Origin of the sequence: Achromobacter sp. Marseille-Q4954 (assembly GCF_943737025.1) — a bacterium.
Classification (GTDB): Bacteria; Pseudomonadota; Gammaproteobacteria; order Burkholderiales; family Burkholderiaceae_B; genus Achromobacter; species Achromobacter bronchisepticus_A.
The window spans coordinates 12,897-33,068 of the sequence record NZ_CALSFQ010000004.1 but is presented as its reverse complement, the minus strand read 5'-3'; the positions used below and the strand labels follow the sequence as shown (position 1 = coordinate 33,068).

Annotated in this window: 21 protein-coding genes; 8 read left to right on the top strand and 13 right to left on the bottom strand. The window is 65.4% G+C overall.

What is annotated here, in order from left to right; all coding sequences use genetic code 11:
* Positions 1–112: 112 nt before the first annotated feature.
* Complete coding sequence (locus NGK62_RS28420) at positions 113–535, top strand: DUF1801 domain-containing protein (protein ID WP_059373355.1); 423 nt, start codon at positions 113–115, stop codon at positions 533–535.
* 14 nt (positions 536–549) lie between these two features.
* On the opposite strand, the gene NGK62_RS28415 is transcribed toward NGK62_RS28420, so the two are convergent.
* The 12 genes from NGK62_RS28415 to NGK62_RS28360 form a co-directional block, all read right to left on the bottom strand.
* Complete coding sequence (locus NGK62_RS28415; RefSeq protein ID WP_251881480.1) at positions 550–1,467, bottom strand: polysaccharide deacetylase family protein; 918 nt, start codon at positions 1,465–1,467, stop codon at positions 550–552.
* 123 nt (positions 1,468–1,590) lie between these two features.
* Positions 1,591–2,982, bottom strand: a complete 1,392-nt coding sequence (locus NGK62_RS28410) for an FAD-binding oxidoreductase (protein WP_251881478.1) — start codon at positions 2,980–2,982, stop codon at positions 1,591–1,593.
* Positions 2,983–3,187: 205 nt separating this feature from the next.
* A complete protein-coding gene (locus tag NGK62_RS28405; RefSeq protein ID WP_059373348.1) occupies positions 3,188–4,489 on the bottom strand; it encodes a UDP-N-acetylglucosamine 1-carboxyvinyltransferase in 1,302 nt (433 codons plus the stop codon).
* 85 nt (positions 4,490–4,574) lie between these two features.
* Positions 4,575–5,063, bottom strand: a complete 489-nt coding sequence (locus tag NGK62_RS28400; RefSeq protein WP_118932115.1) for a hypothetical protein — start codon at positions 5,061–5,063, stop codon at positions 4,575–4,577.
* A 99-nt stretch (positions 5,064–5,162) separates the two neighbouring features.
* Positions 5,163–5,648, bottom strand: coding sequence for a nucleoside deaminase (locus NGK62_RS28395; RefSeq protein ID WP_251881477.1), 486 nt, complete (start codon positions 5,646–5,648; stop codon positions 5,163–5,165).
* Between the two features lie 102 nt (positions 5,649–5,750).
* Positions 5,751–6,320 carry a hypothetical protein gene (locus tag NGK62_RS28390; RefSeq protein WP_059373342.1) on the bottom strand — a complete coding sequence of 190 codons (570 nt, stop codon included), beginning with the start codon at positions 6,318–6,320 and terminating at the stop codon, positions 5,751–5,753.
* Between the two features lie 221 nt (positions 6,321–6,541).
* Complete coding sequence (locus NGK62_RS28385; RefSeq protein ID WP_251881475.1) at positions 6,542–7,318, bottom strand: DUF899 domain-containing protein; 777 nt, start codon at positions 7,316–7,318, stop codon at positions 6,542–6,544.
* Between the two features lie 145 nt (positions 7,319–7,463).
* A complete protein-coding gene (locus NGK62_RS28380; RefSeq protein ID WP_165867804.1) occupies positions 7,464–8,435 on the bottom strand; it encodes a hypothetical protein in 972 nt (323 codons plus the stop codon).
* 60 nt (positions 8,436–8,495) lie between these two features.
* Positions 8,496–9,278 carry a bestrophin-like domain gene (locus NGK62_RS28375; RefSeq protein WP_251881473.1) on the bottom strand — a complete coding sequence of 261 codons (783 nt, stop codon included), beginning with the start codon at positions 9,276–9,278 and terminating at the stop codon, positions 8,496–8,498.
* A gap of 15 nt (positions 9,279–9,293) precedes the next feature.
* Positions 9,294–10,895, bottom strand: coding sequence for a GGDEF domain-containing protein (locus NGK62_RS28370; RefSeq protein WP_251881471.1), 1,602 nt, complete (start codon positions 10,893–10,895; stop codon positions 9,294–9,296).
* A 215-nt stretch (positions 10,896–11,110) separates the two neighbouring features.
* Positions 11,111–12,598: a DUF1254 domain-containing protein gene (locus tag NGK62_RS28365; protein ID WP_251881469.1), complete on the bottom strand. Its 1,488-nt coding sequence runs from the start codon at positions 12,596–12,598 to the stop codon at positions 11,111–11,113.
* Between the two features lie 92 nt (positions 12,599–12,690).
* Positions 12,691–14,157: a DUF1254 domain-containing protein gene (locus NGK62_RS28360; protein ID WP_251881467.1), complete on the bottom strand. Its 1,467-nt coding sequence runs from the start codon at positions 14,155–14,157 to the stop codon at positions 12,691–12,693.
* 119 nt (positions 14,158–14,276) lie between these two features.
* Here NGK62_RS28360 and NGK62_RS28355 point away from each other — a divergent pair, with 119 nt between their 5' ends.
* The 7 genes from NGK62_RS28355 to NGK62_RS28325 all read left to right on the top strand — a co-directional run bounded on the left by NGK62_RS28355 (position 14,277) and on the right by NGK62_RS28325 (position 19,186).
* Positions 14,277–15,215: an AraC family transcriptional regulator gene (locus NGK62_RS28355; protein ID WP_251881465.1), complete on the top strand. Its 939-nt coding sequence runs from the start codon at positions 14,277–14,279 to the stop codon at positions 15,213–15,215.
* Positions 15,216–15,271: 56 nt separating this feature from the next.
* A complete protein-coding gene (locus NGK62_RS28350; protein WP_059373333.1) occupies positions 15,272–15,751 on the top strand; it encodes a VOC family protein in 480 nt (159 codons plus the stop codon).
* A gap of 139 nt (positions 15,752–15,890) precedes the next feature.
* Positions 15,891–16,559, top strand: a complete 669-nt coding sequence (locus tag NGK62_RS28345) for a hypothetical protein (RefSeq protein WP_059373331.1) — start codon at positions 15,891–15,893, stop codon at positions 16,557–16,559.
* Position 16,560: 1 nt separating this feature from the next.
* Positions 16,561–17,364 carry a hypothetical protein gene (locus NGK62_RS28340; protein ID WP_059373329.1) on the top strand — a complete coding sequence of 268 codons (804 nt, stop codon included), beginning with the start codon at positions 16,561–16,563 and terminating at the stop codon, positions 17,362–17,364.
* Between the two features lie 33 nt (positions 17,365–17,397).
* Positions 17,398–18,201, top strand: coding sequence for a hypothetical protein (locus NGK62_RS28335; RefSeq protein ID WP_251881464.1), 804 nt, complete (start codon positions 17,398–17,400; stop codon positions 18,199–18,201).
* Between the two features lie 73 nt (positions 18,202–18,274).
* Positions 18,275–18,727, top strand: coding sequence for a helix-turn-helix transcriptional regulator (locus tag NGK62_RS28330; protein ID WP_286012543.1), 453 nt, complete (start codon positions 18,275–18,277; stop codon positions 18,725–18,727).
* 69 nt (positions 18,728–18,796) lie between these two features.
* Positions 18,797–19,186 (top strand): VOC family protein, encoded by a 390-nt coding sequence (locus tag NGK62_RS28325; protein WP_118932125.1) that lies wholly within the window; start codon positions 18,797–18,799, stop codon positions 19,184–19,186.
* A gap of 17 nt (positions 19,187–19,203) precedes the next feature.
* Here the strand turns inward: NGK62_RS28325 and NGK62_RS28320 are convergent, their stop codons facing one another.
* Positions 19,204–20,139 carry a DNA/RNA non-specific endonuclease gene (locus NGK62_RS28320; RefSeq protein WP_251881460.1) on the bottom strand — a complete coding sequence of 312 codons (936 nt, stop codon included), beginning with the start codon at positions 20,137–20,139 and terminating at the stop codon, positions 19,204–19,206.
* Positions 20,140–20,172: the final 33 nt, after the last annotated feature.

Genomic DNA, 20,172 nt, shown 5'->3' with positions numbered 1-20,172 from the left:
ACCCCGTTACAGTGCTAGATATTTGGTTTGCTAACCAAGTTAACAAATTTCCTGGCAGCTATGCAGGTATTCTTCCTGACGCATCCGTCTGCGATCTTTCCCGGGACATGGCATGAACACCAAGACCAGCCGCGCAACAAAAGAGGCAACGCAAGAGACACCCTCCAGCCTGATAGACGCCAGGATCCGCGAACTGGACGACTGGCGCGGCCAGACGCTCGCGCGGGTCAGGGCCATCATCAGGCAGGCCGATCCGGGCGTGGTAGAGGAATGGAAGTGGCGGGTGCCGGTGTGGTCGCGCGACGGCATCATCTGCACTGGCGAAACCTATAAAGGCGCCGTGAAACTGACCTTCGCCAAGGGCGCGGCGCTGGAGGACCCCACCGGGCTGTTCAACGCCAGCCTGGACGGCAACACGCGGCGCGCCATCGATATCCGCCAGGGTGAAACCCTGGACGAAACGGCCCTGGCTGCGCTGATCCGCGCCGCGGTGCGCCTGAATGCGGCGGGGAAATCGGCAGGCGCGAAAAAATAGCTCGCGCCTGAGGTTCAGGGCAACAGCCCGGCCTCCCGCAACAGCGGCTCCTCATACTCGGAGCCTTCCGCCGGATATCGCAGGTCCGCAAGCTTGCCGGCCTTGGCCAGCGCCCAGACGATGCTCTCGCCGGCGGGCAGCGTGTCGGGCGCCTGGGCGTACAGCGGATCTTCAAATGCGGCGCTCGCCGGGGCGATCGTCCAGCCCTGGGCGTTCAGCGCCGCAATCACGTCCGGCAGGGCTGCCGCATTGAGCTGGTTGGTGTGCAGCAGCATGACATGCTTGGGGCTGCGGCCCAGCACCTCGCGGGCCAGCCCGTCGTAATAGGCCGCCCGGTCCAGCAAATGGCGGACGTACCGCTGTTTCACGCGCTGGGCCCGGGTGGTGTCGCCCGCCTTCATGTGATCGGCATAGACGCGGCTGTAGTACCAGTCGCTGGCATCTATGGAGACCAGCCCGTTCCTGTAGCGGTTCTGCGCCATCCAGTCCCGCATGCCGTCCCGCTTGGCTTGCGTATCGCCTTCTTTCAGGTACGGGAACCGCAGCATCGGCACGAAGGTAGGCAGGCTCCGCAGGGCGGCATCGGCGCGTTTTACATCGGCAATGAACGCTTCCAGCGACACCTTGGGGTCGGCAAGGCTGCGGTGGCTGGCCGTATGGTTGCCAACCCAATGTCCCGCCCTCGACCATTGCGCCACCAGCGCGAGCCCGTCGGCGCCACCTATGCTGCGCAACGCGGGAAACAGCGCGGATTGGATCCCGTGCTTCTGCAAGGCCTCCAGCAGTTGGGAATTCCATAGCGCGGCCTGGGGCTGCTTATCGGGATCGAGTCCGTCGTCAAAGGTCAGGGCCACGGTCTGGGCGGAGCACCACGACGCCCATAGAGAGAAGCCGACGGCAAAAATGCGGCGTAGGGAAAAGCGGGAAGCCATGCAGGGAAGCAAACCTCGGATGTCGTTGCCACGCACGCCAGGAATTCCACCCTGGCGTCCCGTGCCCCGGCGGATGCCGGGGCATCAGGATAGCAGCCAGGGCAAACGGGCGCGCCGATCATGTCAGGCCCCCGCCGGCCTGATGTTCTGGTTGTGCCGGAACAGGTTGTGCGGGTCGTAGCGGGTCTTGGCCTGGACCAGCCGGTCGAAGTTCGGGCCGTAGGCCGCGCCCAGCCGCTCCGGTTCGTCCTGCGTCAGGAAGTTCACGTACACGCCTCCTTGCGCATAAGGCTCGGTGGTGCGGAACAGCGTCCGGGCCCAGGCGATGCAGCGCTCGTCTTCTTCCGGAAAGTCCCAGCGTCCGTGCACGTTCATGGCGAATTGCGCCGCACGGTGCGGATAGGCCATGGCGGACACCGGCACCTGCGCGGCCACGCCGCCGATGTAGCCCAGGAAGATCTCGCATTGCGGCGACGGCAGGTTTTCCACCGCGGCGACGATGGCGTCGATCAGCCCGTCTTCCAGGCCGCCCAGATTGTGCGACTTCCAGTAGTTGCGGGCGCCGGGCGTAAGCAGCGGGTCGAAGGCCTTTTGCCAGGCGGTGTAGGGCATGGGGCCCAGATGCTCGCCATAAGGCGTGCCGAAGCCGCGCACCACTTCGACCGCGGCCGGACCTAGTGCCGGATCGCCCGTATAGCACATGGCGAAGGCGACCATGGGCTTGCCATGCACATCTTGAGGCAGGAAGGGCAGCGGCGGCGCCAGGCGCAGCACGGCCCAGACCGTCAGTTCCTGGGGCAGCGTCGCCAGCGCATCGCGGTACTTCGACAGCGCTTGCTTGCCTTGTTCCAGCGGCAGCACCACCAGGCCGCCATACACCTCGGGGCCGACCGGATGCAGCTGGAATTCGAACATCGTGACCACGCCGAAATTGCCGCCGCCGCCCCGGATCGCCCAGAACAGGTCCGGGTTGTCCTGCTCGCTGGCGTGCAGCAGCTTGCCGTCCGCGGTGATGACGTCGGCCGAGAGCAGGTTGTCGATGGTCATGCCGAACCTGCGGGTCAGCCAGCCGAAGCCGCCGCCCAGCGTCAACCCGGCCACGCCGGTGGTGGAATTCACGCCCAGCGGCGTGGCCAGGCCATAGGCCTGGGCTTCGTGGTCGAAATCGGCCAGCGTCGCGCCGGGCTCCACATAGGCCCGGGCGCGCAAGGGATCGACGCGCACCGACTTCATCGGCGACAGGTCGATCATCATGCCGTCGTCGCAGACCGCGGTGCCAGCGATGTTGTGGCCCGCGCCGCGCACGGACAGGACCAGGCCGTTGTTGCGCGCGAAATCCACGGCGCGGCGCACGTCGGCCGCGCCCGCGCATCGGAAGATCACCGCCGGCCGGCGGTCTACCATCGCGTTCCAGATCTTGCGGGCGTCGTCGTAGCCGGGGTCGCCCGGGCAGAGGACCTGGCCTCGGGCCGAGGCTTTCAGATCATCCAGGGCGCTATCGGAAAGTTTGCTCATCACACACCTCCTTGAAGGTGCTGCTTCGTGAACAACCTCTGAAACTGGGGCCTGCGTAGCAGGCCCTGGCCGCCTATGGGTTCGGGCGCGGCATGGGAGACGCCTCCTGGGTAGAGGGCCATGACCCGGAAAGGGCGGCGCGCCGCGCCGGGAGCCGGTCGGCCCGCTCCCGTTTTGCGCGCCGTGGCGTGCGTATCTGGAAAGCTTACTCCTCGCTGGTCCATTCCACCTGCACGCCGAGGCTGCGCAGGTTCTCGACGAAGCGCGGATGGGCGCGGCGGATCGGCGTGGCGTTGCGGATTTCCGAACGGCCGTCGATGCTGCTGGCGATCATGAAGAGGGCGATGGCGACGCGGATGATGTAGGGGCTTTCGACCACTGCAGGCGTCAGCGGCCGGCCGCCGAACGTGATCAGGCGGTGCGGATCGGACGAAAACACGTGCGCGCCGAACTTGGACAGTTCGCCGGCCCAGCCCAGCGCGCCGTCGTAGACCTTGTTCCAGAACATGGCGTTGCCCTCGGCGCACACGCCCAGCGCGATGAAGATGGGCAGCAGGTCCACCGGGAAATAGGGCCACGGCGCCGCCTCGACCTTGGTCAGCACATTGCTGGTGAAGGGCGTCTGCACCTTCAGCGGACCCGAGCGCAGCGCGCGCGACCAGCCGTTCTCGTGCACGATCTGCACGCCGAACTTGGCGAAGGTGCGGTCGATCAGCGGGAAGTTCGCGGGCGTGCTATTGCGCACCACCACGTCGCCGCCCGTGATCGCGCCCAGCGCGAGAAAGGTGGTGATCTCGTGGAAGTCTTCCTCGAAGGTGAACTCGCCGCCGCCCAGGCGGGCGCCGCCGCGCACCGTCAGCCGCGAGGTGCCGATGCCGTCGATGTCCGCGCCCATCATCGCCATGAAACGGCAGAACTCCTGCACGTGCGGCTCGGAGGCGGCGTTGGTCAGGGTCGACTCGCCCTGCGCGGCGGCGGCGCACAGCACGAAGTTCTCGGTGGTCGTCACCGAGGCGTAGTCCAGCCAGTGGTGGGTCGGCTTCAACGGGCCGCTGCTGCGGACCAGCAGCGAGCCGCTGGCGCGCTCCACTTCGCCGCCGAAGGAGCGGAAGATGTCCACGTGCGGGTCGATCTCGCGCACGCCCAGGGTGCAGCCCTTGACGTTGTCTTCCAGCCGCGCCACGCCGAAGCGGGCCAGCAGCGGCGGCACCAGCATGATGGACGAGCGCATTTCCTCGGGCAGCCGGTGGCGCGCGGCGTCGAAGGCGGTGTCGCGGTGGTGCAGGTCCAGGGTGCGGGTGGACTCGTCCAGCCGCACCTCGCTGCCCAGGGTGCGGAAGATGTCCAGGATCTTGCGCACGTCGGTGATGTCGGGCACGCCGTGCAGCCGCAGCGGCTGGTCCGTCAGCAGGGTGGCGCACAGCACCGGCAGGACCGCGTTCTTGTTGGCCGAAGGGATGACGCGGCCGCGCAATGGGGTGCCGCCGTGGACGATGAGGTTGGACATGGAGCGAGTAGGACGAAAAGAAAGAGGGAGGGGAGCCGCCAAGGCTCCCGGTAAATTCACACTGTAAGGGGGCGTGGCACCCGTGTCATGCCGGCTTGGCGGCGCCGGGGCCGGGATTCTTGCGGATCAGCACCCAGCCGCCTATGGTCAGCGCCAGGCCGGCCCCCAAATAAGGCAAGCCGAAAATCAGCGCCCAGAAAAACAGCGCCGTATAGGCGTCGTTGGCCGCCTGCTTGCCGCCGGTGGCCGGATTGAATATGCCGGGTTCCATTGCAAGCAGGGCGCCGAGCAGGTTCAGCAGGACGGCCAGGCCGAGCATGGCGCAGCCCCAGCCGATCAGGCGGCGGAAATTGGGAATGCGGACCAGCGCCGCGACGAGCGCCAAGCCTATCAGCAGCGACACGATGCCCGTCGTGATCAGCATTTTGTCCAGCGCTGCCATGTAGGCAAGCCCAGTCAAGTCCGCCAGCCCGAACGCGTGCTGCATGACCGGATTGACGACGCCGCCGCTGGCCCAGGCGACGAGCAGGCCGAACGCGATGCTGGTGAGCCACTTGGTCAGGGCAGAGGGCATGCGGGAGTCCTGTTCATAATGCGGTGCAGCGAGAATACTGCGGATTGCTGCTGACGATTGAGACCGGCGGTAACCGCGATCCGGGCAAGGCGCCGCCGCCTAGGGCCGGCGCCGCATTCTTTCCTGGTGCAGCAGCCTGACCTGTTCGGCGAACTCCGGCACCGGTCCTTCGACGGGAATGCCGTCCACGACCTCGGCGATGGCCAGCGGCCGCACCTTGGACGTGGGGGCGACACCCCATTCCCGCAGCCATTCACGGTATTGCGCGGAGGAGCTGGCATAGACGATGCGGCCCAATCCGACCCAGCCATGCGCCGACGCGCACATGGAGCAGTGTTCGCCCGAGGTATAGACGGTGCAGGCGGCGCGCTCGGCCGCCGGCACATTGCTGGCGGCCCAACGCGCGATCTCGAATTCCGGATGCCGCGTGCGGTCGCCGCCGGAGACGTGGTTGTGGTCTTCGAACAGGACCTCGCCGTCGGGCGAGACCAAGACCGAGCCGAAGGGCTCGTCGCCAGCTTCCAGCGCCTGTCTGGCGAGTTCGATACAGCGCGCCAGGTGCTTCTTGTCCGTTTCTGTAATCATGCGAGCCTCCTTGTGTATGCCGCGCGGCGCGTGGGGACCGGCGGCTGTGGGTGGGGAGGCCGCCGGCATGCATCCGCAAGCATAGCCTTGTTGCAGGCTGGCTCAGTAATACACGTCCACGTAGTCCGTCAGCCCGCCGCAGGCTTCCATCTGCTGCAGGCGCCAGTACTTGCGCTTGCCGGTCGCGCGGAACTCGAATTCGCCGTTGCGCTCGCAGCGCCGGCCCTTGTCCGGCGCGTCCAGGATCAGGATCGTGCCGCGGAAGATGAAGCGGTCGCTGGCGATGGAGACGATATCGCCCTTGATCTTCAGCGTGCCTTCGTGGTTGGCCTGAGTGCCCTCGATGCGGACCACGTCGTTTTCATCCGTCGCGGTCAGGTGGCCGCGCTGCGCGGACCAGAGCCATTGCAGCGTGATGCCGCTGTTGTTCATCAGGCGTTCGTAGGCGGCCTGGTTCTGGATGTCGGTCTTCTGCACCGAACCCGAGGGCGCGGCCGCGGCCGGGGCCGCAGCCGCAGCGGTCGGGGCAGAAGCGCCTTGATGCGCCCTCACTTGGGCCGCAGCCATGGTCGGCACAGCCGCGGCCATGGCCAGGCTTGCCGCCAGCAGCAGGCTGGACATCCGCTTTTTTCCCAGGGCGATGGGGGTGTCGCGCTCGAGGTTCTTGTGCATGGTTCTCGTCAAGTAAGGGTAGGAGGGCGCGGCCGCCCGGTCCGGGCAACCTGACGGGGACGCCGCCAGGGATGCGCCTGGGCCGAGGGTCGGCGGGCGCATAACTTAGCATGGTCATCGGACCCCGATAATTGCTGTTGTTTGAGCTTGTGTATCCATTGGTTATTTGCATTACCAATGAATACCGCCAGACGCCGCGCCAGTCCATGCCCCCCGCCCACTCACTGTTTGGCGGCTGCGCTCTGCGCCCGGAAGGCGGCTTCGCCCGCATCGGAAATCTCGACCCATTTCCTGTCGGGCGCGGCGTCCGGCACATAGCTGTCGTGCCAGTTCCACCACTTGTAGGTCGGCGTCTGCGGATAGCCCTCGGGCGAATCCTCCCAGACTTCCTGGCGCCCCAGCGGCGTGATGTCCAGGTAGTTCCAGGTGCCGCCCATCTGCTCGTCGCCGCGGTTGTTGAGGAAGTAGGTGCGGAAAATGCGGCTGCCGTCGCGGTAGAACACGTTGGTGCCATGCCACTCGTCCACGCCGAAGTCGGCATCGAAGCCATCGGTCAGCGTGTACCAGGGCATTTTCCAGTCCATCTGCGCTTTCAAGCGCGCGATGTCCGCCTGCGGCGCGCGGGAAACAAAGACCAGCGTGGTGTCGCGGGCGTTCAGGTGCGCCAGATGAGCGACCTGGTCCGCCACCATGGAGCAGCCGCGGCAGGCATGTTCCGGCCAGCCGTACACGCCCGGTTCGAAAAAGGCGCGGTAGACGATCAGTTGGCGGCGGCCGTCGAACAGATCGGGCAGGGCGAGCGTGCCCGAGGGGCCCTCGAACACATAGGTCTTGGCCACTTCCGTCCAAGGCATGCGCCGGCGTTCGGCGGCCAGCGCGTCGCGGGCGCGGGTGTGGGCTTTTTCCTTGACCAGCAACTGCTGGCGGGCGGTTTCCCAGTCCTGGGGCGAGACGACCGGGGGCGTGCGCATGGGGGTGCCATTGCTTGATGCAGTCATGATTTCCTACCTCCTTATCGCGGGCCGGCGTCCTGGCGCAAGGGTTTGCGCGCAGACTGGCTGCTCGGCGGCCTGGAAACAGTCTGGCATCGCCGGGCAGAGAGGGGGGAGTAACAAATCCGGCGCAATTCCGCCGGCGGCCGGCTCAGAAACTTACCGCCAGGCCCACCGAGAAGCCCGACACGTTGTTGCCGAACACATAGCGGCCCACCAGCCGGGTGCGGGTGATGATCATGTTGTAGGCGCTGGAGTCCAGCTCAAGGCCGGCGCCCACCGAGGTCAGCCGGTCGAAGCCCAGGATGCCGCGCTGGTCGCCAAGGAACTCCGAGTGCGTCAGTTCCAGCACGTAGCGCAGCGGCCGTTGCAGCATGACGAATCCCGTGGGGGCGCGGTAGCGCGCCCACAGATTGGCCGATTGCGCCGTGGCATGGCCTTGCACGGCCGCGGAGCTGTCGAAGCTCTGCAGGCGCAGGTCCGAATAGCGCAGCTCCACGTCGACCTCATAGCCGGGTCGGTAGTGCTCGTAATCCAACATGAGCGAGCCGCCCAGGCCGTAGGCGTTGAGCGAACCCTTGTCCAGGAAATCGATGTCCTTGCCAGTCTGGCGTCCCACATACCAGCTGGCCGCGCGCAGGTCGCTGGTGACATTGCCCAGCGCGAAATTGAAGATGGGGCGCAGTTTCAGTTCGTCCGTGAGCTTGAAGTCCCAGCCGATGCCGCCCGTGGCGGATACGCTGTTCCACTTGGTGGGGACGGTGCGAGACTCCGCCCCTTGCGTGGCGACGAAAGTCGGATCGTAGCGGCTCCAGGCCAGCACGCCTTCAAGGTAGATGGGCACGGATTTGGAAATGGTGTCGCCGCCGCCCAGCTGCGACATGGAGAATTCGCTGGACCCGGAGACCGATCCAGTGCCGGCGCCGATGTTCAGGGCGCTGGTCGTGATGTCGGGCACGATGGAGAACGACATGATGGCCAGCACGCCGTTGGCGCGCTTCTGCAGGTCGTCCTTGCTCAGGCGCAAGCCTTGCTGCGCCAGGGCGGGAGCAGCCGCTGCGCAGGCCAGCAGGGCAAGCAGCCAGCCCATATGTCGTTTCGCCATGCTCAGGGGCAGGGGCATGTCATCTCCGGAACGAATGCGTGTCCAATGGCGGCAGCCAGCCTTGGGGCGTCAGGCAATCTAGGGGGCGGCGGCAGGCGGGTCAACCATGGATTGGCGCTGGGCTGCCAGCAGAGCGTCGCTCTGGTCGATGCGGATGGTTCCTATCCGCGGAAATTCGAAATCCACGATGATGTAGATCGCCGCCGTCATGACCACCGCATAGACCAGCTGGTGCAGCATGCTGTCGCGCTGGGCGACCGCCAGTTTGGATCCGATGAGGCAGGCGCACACCAGCGCCAGAAACACCAGGAACGCGTAGGTGGCGACGGGGGGATGGACCTTTTGCGCCACGGTCTGGGCGGTGGACACGTCGAACATGTCATTGACCGCGCCTATGTACGACGCCGCGAAGGGCGGCACGGTATTGCGGGCGGCGCTCATCGACGTGGTCCAGATTTCTTTCTGCAGCGCGCCGACCCGGCCTGCGATCGCTTCGCGCTGGCCCAGGTCGGAAACGTGCCTGTAGTATTCGATGCGCCCGTCCACGTAGCGCCGGAACTGCTCGCGCAGCTTGGGCTGGTCCGCGGCATTGAGCATGTCGATCCGCAGCCAGGCCGTGCCGATGGCGTTGACCTCGAGCACCAGGAGGTTGCGGCGCTCGGCCATGCGCTGCGCCGCGCCCGAGAACGTGAAAGCCACCAGCAGGCCCAGCAGCGCGAACACGGACGCCTCGATGGCGGCGGCGCCGGCGCCGCTCTTGTCGTCGGCGCGATGGCCCAGGCGCTTGCCGATGCGCATCGCAAGCAGCAGCAGCGCGAAGAACAGGACCGCCAGAGCCGCCAGCAGAAGGGAATAGTTCATCAGGTCACCACGCGTTCAATTGCGGTTGGTCGGGTACGGCGGCACAGCCTGGGCCTGGTCGCGCCACAGCGTGACGCGGTTGCGCCCCGCCTGCTTGGACGCGTACAGGGCCTCGTCAGCCCGCCGTATGACTTCGGAAGCGGACTCGCCGTCCTGCGGCCAGAGCGCGACGCCGATGGATATCGTCACGCGGCCCACGCTGTCCGGCATGAGACGGCGGGCCACGGCCGTGCGCAGGCGTTCGGCAACCTCGCAAGCCTTTTCAGCCGAACCGGTGGGCAACAGGGCGATGAATTCTTCTCCCCCCACCCTGAAGGCGCGGTCCTGGTCGCGCAGGCCGGCGCGGATCACCTCGGTCAGCGCGATCAGCACTTTGTCGCCCGTCATGTGGCCGAAGCTGTCGTTGATGCGCTTGAAGTGGTCCAGATCCATGGCGATGACCGCCACGGATGCGCCGTCTGCCGCGTAGGCGTTCAGCACCTCGGTCATGGCCCGGCGGTTCAGCAGACCGGTCATCGGATCCGTCAGCGCCTGGGTGTTCAGGCGTCCCACTTCGTCCTGATGCTGGTCCAGCGTCGATCGGACGGCCTCGCGCAACGTGTCGGCCTCGGCGTACCACGCGTTGAGCCGCGCGAGGTCCACGCCGCCCGACTTGCCTGCGGTCATGGCGCGCGTCAGGCGCGACAGCGGCGATGCGATGGCATAGGCCAGGCCGCACACCAGCAATAGCGTGAGCGCGATGGCCGGGATGGCGGAGCGCAGCGCATCCCCCAGCAATTCGCGCAGCGGCGACAGTACCTGATCCAGCGTACGCTGCGCCACCACCGCCCAATTGCCCTTGGGCAAGGGCGCGTAGCCGGTCAATACGGCGCCGCCGTCCGCCTTCGGATGCAGGGCGGCGCCGACGTTCCGGGCCGATTCGATGCTGGCCAGATCGAGCGTGTCGGGCGCGGCGTGCCGGCGGTACAGCACGTCGCCGTTGCTGCCGACCAGGAACACCGACATGCCGGCGATTTCGTCCCGGTCGCCGATGATCCGGTCCATGCCGCTGCCAGCATCCAGCGTGATGGCAATGGCCAGATAGGCCTGGGGCGCGCCGGCCGCGTCTTCCACGGGTTCGGCCACGGTAAGCACCGCGGCCTGCGCGCCGGGTATCTCCGTCACCCAGGCGCCCGAGCCTGGGGCGCTCACGCCCAGATCGGCAAGACGGAGGATCTTTGCATCCGCAAGCTGGCCCGTAGGCGAGCGGGCAACGATACGGCCTTCGGCGTCGGCCAGCATGACCGCGTGCAGCGAGTCGACCTGGCCGGCTAGGCGCTGCAATTCGTTCTGCAGCGCTTGCGGTTTTCCCATGGAGGCAGCGAGTTGGCCGGCGGCATTGCGGGCCTGGCGATGCAAGGCGGCAATGTAGACGTCGATGACCTCGGCCAGCTTCTCGGCGCGCGCGTGGTTGGCGGCCAGCGCATTCTTGATGATCTGCGCCTTCTGTACCTGGTAGCTGGAGTACATGGCGTTGGAAAAACCGACGGCGACGCTCAGCACGGCCAGGACGACCAGCACTGCAAGCAGGCCGATTTTGCGCTTGCGCAGGCCTGCGTGGCTAGACCGAGGGCTCATCGAGACTCCGTGCAATATTCCATGCGTGTTGGTGTATCGACTGCGTTTAGTCTGCAAAGATAAATGGGCTGGGGGCGGGCCGCAAGAGCTGACGCCGGGAATGGCGATCCGCCGTTGATTTACCGGAGAAAAATGTGAGTTGCCGCCAACACGGACGGCCTGATGCCATCAGGCCTGGGAATTCCCGTTACGTCGGTGCCGGCGCGCCCTTATGCCTATTTCACCTTGATGATGTCGTCCGGCTTCCAGGTCTGGTCGTAGAACGCATCTTCCGCGCCGTACAGCCGCAGCGCGACCAGGAAGTCGCGCCCCGGGATGGTCTGAATGAAGGCGGCGCCCGCCGTGCCTTCGGGCTTGTCCGGCCCGAACCAGATTTCCACGGAACCGTCCGCCTGCTTGGGGATGTCGTAATAGCCGTTGGTGGAGGGCATCAGCTGCCTGGTTTCCGGCATGGTGCCGTCAGTCACGTTATAGGCCGTGACCGCCCAGAACAAGGCCGCCGGCGCGTTGGGCGGCAGCCGCAGCTTGTAGGTGTTGGATCCATGCAGGAAATTCCCGGCGGCATCCCGGGCGGTGTAGGGGTATTTCGAACCCGCGCCCGTGGTGCGCATGACCATCGCGGGGGCGGACGAATAGGCATACTGGAAGAAGCCGGCGCGCTGGTTCACGTCCAGATAGCTTTCCTGCATCCATTCGGCCGTGCCGCCCGCCCAGGCCCGTTCCCATTGACGGTCCTTATAGTAGAGGTTGCGTCCATCCTCCCGCCCCAACTGGCGCAGCGCCAATATCATCCTGGGCGCGGTCTCCACGGCTTTCTGCAGCATGTCCTGCTGCCGTTGGGTCGGCTCGAAGGGTTGACCCTTGACGATGCCGATGGACGCCAGCACACCCCGCAGTTCGGGATCGATGGCGGACACGGGCTCGTAGTCGACGAAGTCCTTGAGCTTCTGCCAGAACTGGCGGTCCACCGGATACATCATGTCCACGCGCTTGCCGCTGGCATCCGGAAACTCCATGGGCTTGATGTTTTTTTCCTCTGCCCAGAGCGGATAGACGCGAGTGGTTTCCGCCGCCTTGACGGCGGGGGCGGGGTCGGGTTTGCCGTCGCCCTTCGCCATGACCGTGCGGAAGAACAGGAACACGTTGTAGGTCGGCGATTTGAAGGCGAAGTAGCTGCTGGGAATGTGGCCGTCATAGTCCGGCGGCAACAGCAGATACAGGCCACCGCGTGCGCGGTCAGGGCCGATGGCGCCCACGTCGGTAATGGTGCGTTGGAAGAAGTCGGTGAACATGCCGATGACGTTGGGGGGCGCCTTGACCACCAGCGGGCCGGTCTTCTTCAGGTCCAGGTAGCTCATGGAATAGATGACGTCGGCGTTGGGCGTGGGCACCATGGTCTTGGCGTCCATGCGCTCCTTCCAGATCGGCAGCACGTTGTAGCCGGCTCCGAACGCCTTCTCGGAGCCATCGCGCATGCCGATGACGTTGAGCGCCGGCAGCATCGTCATGTAGGCGTGAATGGCGCGTTGGTAGTAGAGCTCGTCGCGCAGGCCTTCGGCCTCCTTTTGGTCGAGCCAGTTGCCATTGTTGATTTGCCTGACGAGCGGCGAGATGGCTGCTTGTTCCTGGGCTGCGCTGGTTCCAGCGCAAAAGGCGGCAAGCAACGCGGCCGCCAACAGCTTGAATCGGGGTTGGGCGCGCATGAATGAACTCCTGGTGAGGGTGCGGGAACGCTCCCGCGCAAGACATGACGAGGTGGAAGAGGGGCGGACCGGCGCTGCGCCGTTCCGGGCCGTCAATCCATCTTCTTGATTTGCGGCGGCTTCCAGCTGCCGTCGAGTATGGCCTGCTGGCCCCAGTACGCGCGTATGTAGAGCGAGATGGGCTCTTTGGGCGAGGGCAGCCAGTTGGCCTCCTTGTCCTTGCCAGGAGAGGTCGGCCCCACATAGAGAGTCAAGGAACCGTCCGCATTGCGGGCGAGGTCCTTGTTCTTGGTACCGAGCGAATAGCGCTTGAGTTCGTTCGGGCTGAAGAGATGCAGCTTGTTGTAGAGCGTCAGGGACCAGAAGCCCTTGACGGGCGGCAGCTGGCCCTTGGGGAAAGTGATTTCGTAGCGTTGGCTGCCATCGAGCTGCGCGCCGGCCGCGTCGAAGTCCGTATAGAAATACTGGGTTTCGCTAGGCCGGTTGTCGAACATGTTCGACTTGGAGGTGCCGGTCCGGTTGAAATAGTCCAGGCCCGTCTGGGCATTGTTGACGGACCGGTTCCAGTTGTTGCCGGCAGGGCGCCCATTGTGCTTCCACTGGAAGAAGGGCGCTATGACTTGCTCTTCGGTTTCCTTGGCGGTCTGGAGCAGCGCCTCCTTGATTGCCGGATCGCGCGCCGCCGCGGCCAGCACGGAACGGAACTGGGCATACATGGCCTCCTCGCCTGGCAGCGGCGGGACTGTGTCCAGCACCTTGCCTAACTGGTCGAAGAATGTCTCGGGGATTACCCAGCGCGTTTCTCCTGAGCTGGCGCTCTCGGCCTGAGGGTTCGGGATATCGGGTGTGTTCTTCCAGTCTATGGTCTTCATCTTCCCGTCGAAATCCTTCAGCGGATAGAACACGACCTGGTTTATCTTGTCCTGTATGGCTTTGCGATCCTGTTCCGTGTCATCCATGAAAATACGCGGGATGGCATTGGCCAGCGCGGTTGGACTGCGGATGACACCCTGTACGCCTGCGGGCCGTTTGCCCTTCCAGTTGGGGCCGACCAGCAGATAGAAGCCCGGCTTGCTCTTGTAAGGCTTGCCCAGTTCGCCGAACTGGTTGGTGCGCTGGTCGTAGAGCGCGTAAACCCAGAAGCGATCGCCGAAGTCGGGAACCTGGGCGATCACGGGTTCCTCGTCCAGCGAGAAGAAGCCCAGGCCGTACACCACGTCCTGATTGGGGCAGGTGACGAAAGTCTCTTGCGGGGCGATGTAATCGTGCAACATGCCGGCCTGGCCGCGTGGTGCCACAGGAAGAATGCCGCCCAGCAGGCCGGGGCGGGGCGCCTTGGTGATCCGATCGCTGCGGTTTTGCATGTTCACCATGGGCCAGCCCCAGATGTAGGCATAGCGGCCTATGGCCTTCGCGTACTCCGGGTGCATGGCGATGTCAGGCGCCGGCAGGGCCAGCGCGGCTTTGCCGGCTGGCGCCTGTGGCGCACCGACGGCGGGCGGGGCGCCCGTCGCAAGATTCAGGCAAAGAAACGAGAGAATTGCGACACCATGCTTCATTCTGCGCTCCTGTCGGGGACTGCCAGACTGCTTGCGGGAGACGCCATTTTCACTAGTGACTCGATTACAAGTCCATGCTAATTTCGGCAATAACTCGTCAGAAAGTTGCGAGGGTCTCGATGGAGCTGTTCCAGTTCGGATCGTTCGGAGAGTACGAAGCCGCGGTGGTTGACGTAGACCTGAAAGTGCGTCTGCTCGGGCCACAAGACGGAGGCTGGCGATTGGGGCACGCAGACGTTGGCGGGATCACTGTCCAACGCGGAATTGAAGCCGTGCCGAATCTGTGTGAAGCCGCGGTGGCGGCCACGCATTTCATGTTTCTGATATCCGATGCCGGATCGGCTTCGGCCTGGCTGAACGGCGTCGCATTGGGGCCGGACAAACTTGCCGTTCTTGCGCCTGGCCGAGGCTTCGTCTTTCGCGCCGACGGCCCGAATAGCTGGGTGACCATCGCGATTCCTCTGTCTTCGCCCTTGTTGCAGGCCGATGACGAAGTCGGCGGGATCTTGCGCTACTGGTCTCGGGCCACCAACGTATTGACCGCCAGTCCTGCGCACATCGCGGCCTTGCAGCAGGCCGCTCTTTTTGCGGCGGACTCGAGAATGCCTGGCGAAGCCGGCCGCGTGCTGATCGAAAATGCGATCGCAACCATGGTCTTTTCCCGCCGTCCGCGGCCGGCGCCTGGTGGAAGACCAGGGGTTTCCTTGCACGAATTGTGCAACGCGACCTTGACGCTTTTCCGGGCGATGGACGGCGATGGACGGAAGAGCGCCGGCTACGATGGACTGAGCGTGGGCGATCGATCATTGAGGACGTTCTTTCGTCATTGCTTTGGCTTGAGTCCGACGCAGTATCTGCACTTGCGGCAGTTGCATGCGGTTCATGCCGCCTTGGCCAGCGCTGTGGCGGGCGAATGGTCCATTGCGGAAATTTTCGAACGTCAAGGCTATCCCTATTCCAACTACGCGCTGACTCGCTATCGAGCGCTTTTCGGAGAAACGCCGTCGGCGACGCGCCGACGTTTCTTCAATGCGGCTAGCCAGCTTGGCGTTTTATAGCGCCAGCGCATCGGGCCGGCACGTCGGCGCGCCTGTCACTGAAGAGGAGTACGAGCATGCCCAGCAAAAACACGATTTGCCTCTGGTACGACCGCGACGCCCTGGAAGCCGCGCAGTTCTATGCCCGGACCTTTCCCGACAGCGCCGTCAGCAAGGTGCTGCGCGCGCCGGGGGATTATCCTTCCGGCAAGCAGGGCGACGTGCTGACGGTGGAGTTCACCGTGGCAGGCATCCCCTGCGTGGGCCTGAACGGCGGCCCGGCCTTCAAGCACAGCGAGGCCTTTTCCTTCCAGATATCCACCGAGGACCAGGCCGAGACCGACCGCCTGTGGAATGCCATCGTCGGCAATGGCGGCCAGGAAAGCGAATGCGGCTGGTGCCGGGACAAGTGGGGCCTGTCCTGGCAGATCACGCCGCGCGTGCTGATCGAAGCGATCTCGGACCCCGACCCTGCCATCGCCAAGCGCGCGTTCGACGCGATGATGACCATGGGCAAGATCGACATCGCGGCCATCGAGGCCGCGCGGCGGGGGTAGGGGGAGGATTCCTCCTTTTGGCTGATTCCGGCGGGAACCGCGCGATCTATCATGGAAGCGCCGCGCCGGGGCAGCCATCCGCATGGTTCGTCCCGAGGGTGGCAAGTGCTTGCGCTATCTTGCTCGGGGAGCTTTTGCCATGGCCACGCTCGCGGTTCGCCTGATGGCGTTTGTCGTGCTTGCGGGCTGCGGCGCCGCGGCTCATGCGGGGCCCGGACAGGCCATGGAGGCCACCGGCACGTCGCGCTCCTCATCGTCCTCGCGCAGCAACAACACCGGCGCCGCCATCGACGCGGCGCAAAAGGCGCTGAGCGATTATCTGCGCAGTTCCGACCAGCAGGACGGCGCGCTGCTCGATCAGGACGCGCAGGACCGCCTGCGTCAGCAGTACGAGGAGGCGCAGCGCGCGGCGGCCCAGGCCCGCGCGAAGCAGCAAGAGGCCGACTATCAGCGGAATCGCGACCGGATCAAGGAGCGCTATGGCGCCGATCCCGCGCTGAATCCGTGGGGTAGCGGTTCCGCCAGCCGCGACAAGCCCCGCAATGCGCCCGCCGACGCGCCGAACCCTCCGGCTTCAGCCAAGGCCGGGGCCAAGGACCCGGGGCTCGATTACGCCGGCCAGGCCTGCGAGTACTTCACGCGGCCCTCGGATGCCGCGCATCTGAACTATTACAGCGAAGGGTCGACCGTCGTGTACGGCGGACGCGTCTACCAATGCAAGGACGGCCGCTGGGCCTACCGCTATCCCGATACCGTGCTGAGCGCGCGCGACCGCAGCCGGCTTTCGGCCACCCAGCTGGAGAAGTGACATGTCATTGTTCGCGTCGGTCATGGCGGCCGTGCTGGCGTCTTCGACCCTGGGCGCTCCGCAGGGCTCGGGAATGGGAAACAGCGAAGCCTTGTACAAGGCTTATTCCAGCGCCTTGGACCAGGGCTTTCAGGCGATGGGGCCTGGCATGCAGCGCGCGCTGGCAACCTACTGCCAGGACGGGCTGTCCATCGACGGCTACTGCAGCATGGTGGAGCACGGCGCCATCATAGGCAGTCATCTCAGCGGCAATTACGAGGCTGTGCTGCGCTACAGCGACCGGTACGCAACGGCCATGCTTGCCTACCTGGGCGCCAACCGCGTTCCGGCCGGCGCCTGTATGCCCTTGAACGCAGCAGTGGTGAATCCACGCACGAGCAGGATTACGGCCTCCTGGGACGCTCTTTTGCCGTCCTTGGTCTACTTCGCTCAGACCAAGCTCAGGCTGCCCGCGAGCGGCTCCTATTACCAGGCGTTCTACTGCGCGCGCCGTGGGCCCAACAATCTGTTCGAGGACTATGACCCTGAACATTCCAGCGTGCCGGCCAGCGAGGCGGAAGTGCGTGTTGCGCGCAAGTTCGAGGCGGAGATCCTGCGGCCGTTCCGCGTCGCGAATGAACAATTGCACGCGGAACTCCTCCAGACCGCCGATCAAGACCGCGCGGCGGGCCGCCGTCACCTGCTCAAACGCTCCGTCCTGTTCGGAAACGCGTATGCGGCATGCAGCCGGGCGCGTTTCCCGGCCAACCTCTGCGGCTACCTGAGCACCGACCGCATCGAGGTCGATTATTACGAGCGCCAGTAAGCCGGCTTTCACGCACCCAACAGGAGAAGTGATATGTCATTGTTCGCGTCGGTCATGGCGGCCGTGCTGGCGTCTTCGACCTTGGGCGCGCCGCTGGGTTTGGGAACGGAACGGAGCGAAGCCTTGTACAAGGCCTATTCCAGCGCCTTGGACCAGGGCTTTCAGGCGATGGGGCCTGGCATGCAGCGCGCATTGGCAACGTATTGCCAGGACGGGCGGTCCATCGATGGCTACTGCAATTGGGCGGTGCAAGGCGCCATCATAGGCAGCTTTCTCAGCGGCAACTACGAGGACGTGCTGCGCTACAGCGACCGCTATGCCGCTGCGAAGCTGGCTTATCTGCAATCCAGGCGCGAGCCTCTGGGCGCCTGCATGGCGGTGTACGTGAGCACGGTGAAGCCTGGCACGACCAGCACTTTGATTTCCTGGAGTTCGCACGTGCCGTCGTTGAACTACCTGGCGCAGGCGCGGCTGAAACGGCCCGCGACGGGGTCGTACTACCAGGCGTTCTATTGCGCGCGACGGGCGCCGAATGACTTGCTGGACGCCTATGACCCCGAGCATTCCAGCGCCCCGGCGAGCGATGCGGAGTTGCGCGTGGCGCGCAGGTTCGAGGCGGAAATCCTGCGGCCGATGCGCACGGCGAGCGAGCAGATGCAAGCCGAACTCGTCCGTACCATCCAGACCGACAGCACGGCGCTCAGCCGCAATTTCCTCCAGACCGCGGTGCTGTACGGAAACGCCTATTCCGCATGCAGCCGGGCGCGCTTCCCGGCCAATCTCTGCGGCTATCTCAGCGCGGACCGCATCGAGGTGGAGTACTACGAACGCCAGTGAGCCCGCGCCGCTGTGCGGGTGCCGCGAGCTGGCATAACATGCACTGATTGCGATACGCCACGGAGCGCAGACAGTGCGATTGTCCGCCAGTCCGGATCACCGGGCGTTTTCCCGGCTGTGCCGCGCGCGGGACCTGCTCGCGGAGCTGCGGTCCGCGCAGGTTTCGGTCGCGGATGCCGCGCGCGAAGCGAGCATGTCCCCATTTCACTTCATCCGCCGCTTCGAGGCCGCGTTCGGCGAAACGCCGCACCAGTTCCGCACGCGGGAAAGACTGGCGGCCGCGCAGCGGCTGCTTGCGCATGGCCACGCCGTGACCGACGTGTGCCTGGAACTGGGCTACAGCAGCCTGGGCTCGTTCAGCGCGCTGTTCGCGCGCAGGATCGGGGTCTCGCCCGCGCAATACCAGCGCAGTCTGCGCCAAGTCGTCCATGTCCCCGACTGGACGCCGTATCCCCCGGCATGCCTGTTGCTGATGGGCGGACCAGCCGCTATCGCAATTTTCGAGAAGACGCGGCGCCGGCCTTGAGCCATGCTGGGGCTTTTGCGGCCCGGCCATGGTCATGCCGGATTTTGCGCCCAGGCATAAGGAGAGACGATGAGGATCAAGCTGAACAGCATATTTGTCGACGATCAGGACAAGGCGCTGCGCTTCTACACCGAGGTGCTCGGCTTTATCAAGAAGCAGGATTTTCCCGCGGGCGGCGCGCGCTGGATCACGGTGGTTTCGCCCGAGGGACCGGACGATCTGGAGCTGGTGCTGGAGCCCAACGGCCATCCGGCGGCCAGCGCCTACCAGACCGCGCTCAGGAATGACGGCATCCCCGTCACCGCCTTTGAAAGCGCCGACATCCAGGCCGAAGCGCAACGCCTGAAGCAGAAGGGCGTGGTCTTCACGGTAGATCCGACCGCCGCGGGTCCGGTGACGATCGCGATCTTCTCGGACACCTGCGGCAACCTGATACAGATCTACCAGTTGAATGGCTGAGGCTGCCGGCGCGCGCTTCAGCCTCCGGCCGGCAGCACGTGCAGTCCGGTGCGCTTGACGAATTCCTCGTAACTGATGGGCGGCCCGGCCTTGGTGCTGGCGGCGTTGGCCTGCCAATGGACCCAGGAGCGTCCCGTGGTCGCGTCGTACACGACCTTGTAGATGTAGGTGGGCACGGCCACGCCCGCGCCTATGGTCTTGGGCTTGTCGGCATAGACGGGGCCGGTGAAGACGTACACGTCGCCCGCGGCGCGCATCACGTACTTGCGCGTGTCCTGTTCGATGCTGCTCCAGGCGCCGCCGTTGTGAATCTGGTCCTGCGGCACCATGTTGGCCAGCGAGAAGCTCTGCGCCATCGCCTCCGGCGTGGACATATCGCCTGCCGGCGCCATGTGGCCGCGCGAATAGCCGGAGCCGCGGTAGTCGTCCAGCTCGGCCCGCTCGGCGCGCGGCAGCCGCGCTTCGGCGTAGAACTTGTCGGTGCGGCGCATGCCCTGGGCCTGGGTCAGCATCTGGCGATTCAGGCGTTCCGCCACGAATACCGGCGTCTTGGTCTGCCCGTCGTGCAGGATGGCGAAGGCCGAGAAGCACACCTCCCGCAGCTTCTGGCCGCCCGGGACTTCCGGCGGGCGCGAATGCGGAAAGAACTGCCGGCATTCGGCAAACATCGTTTGAACAGGCGCCCCTGTCCGCGCTGCGGTCGGCACCGCCGCGGGCGCCGCGGGCTGGCGTTGCTGCGGCCAGCCCAGGCGCGTGATGACTTCCTGCACCGGCGCCGGAATCCGCCACTGCGGATTCAGCATATAGGTGGCCGCGCCGAAACTCGCCAGCGACGAGAACAGCAAGGCCTTCAGGAATCGGGGGAAACGGCCGCTGGATCGGGATCCGGCCCGGGCCTTGGATCTGCTTGGGGGACTTCTCTTCTTGGAAGCGGGTGTCTTCGCGCGCGTCATTACTACCTGTGAGCTACTGCCCGATTGCAGTTG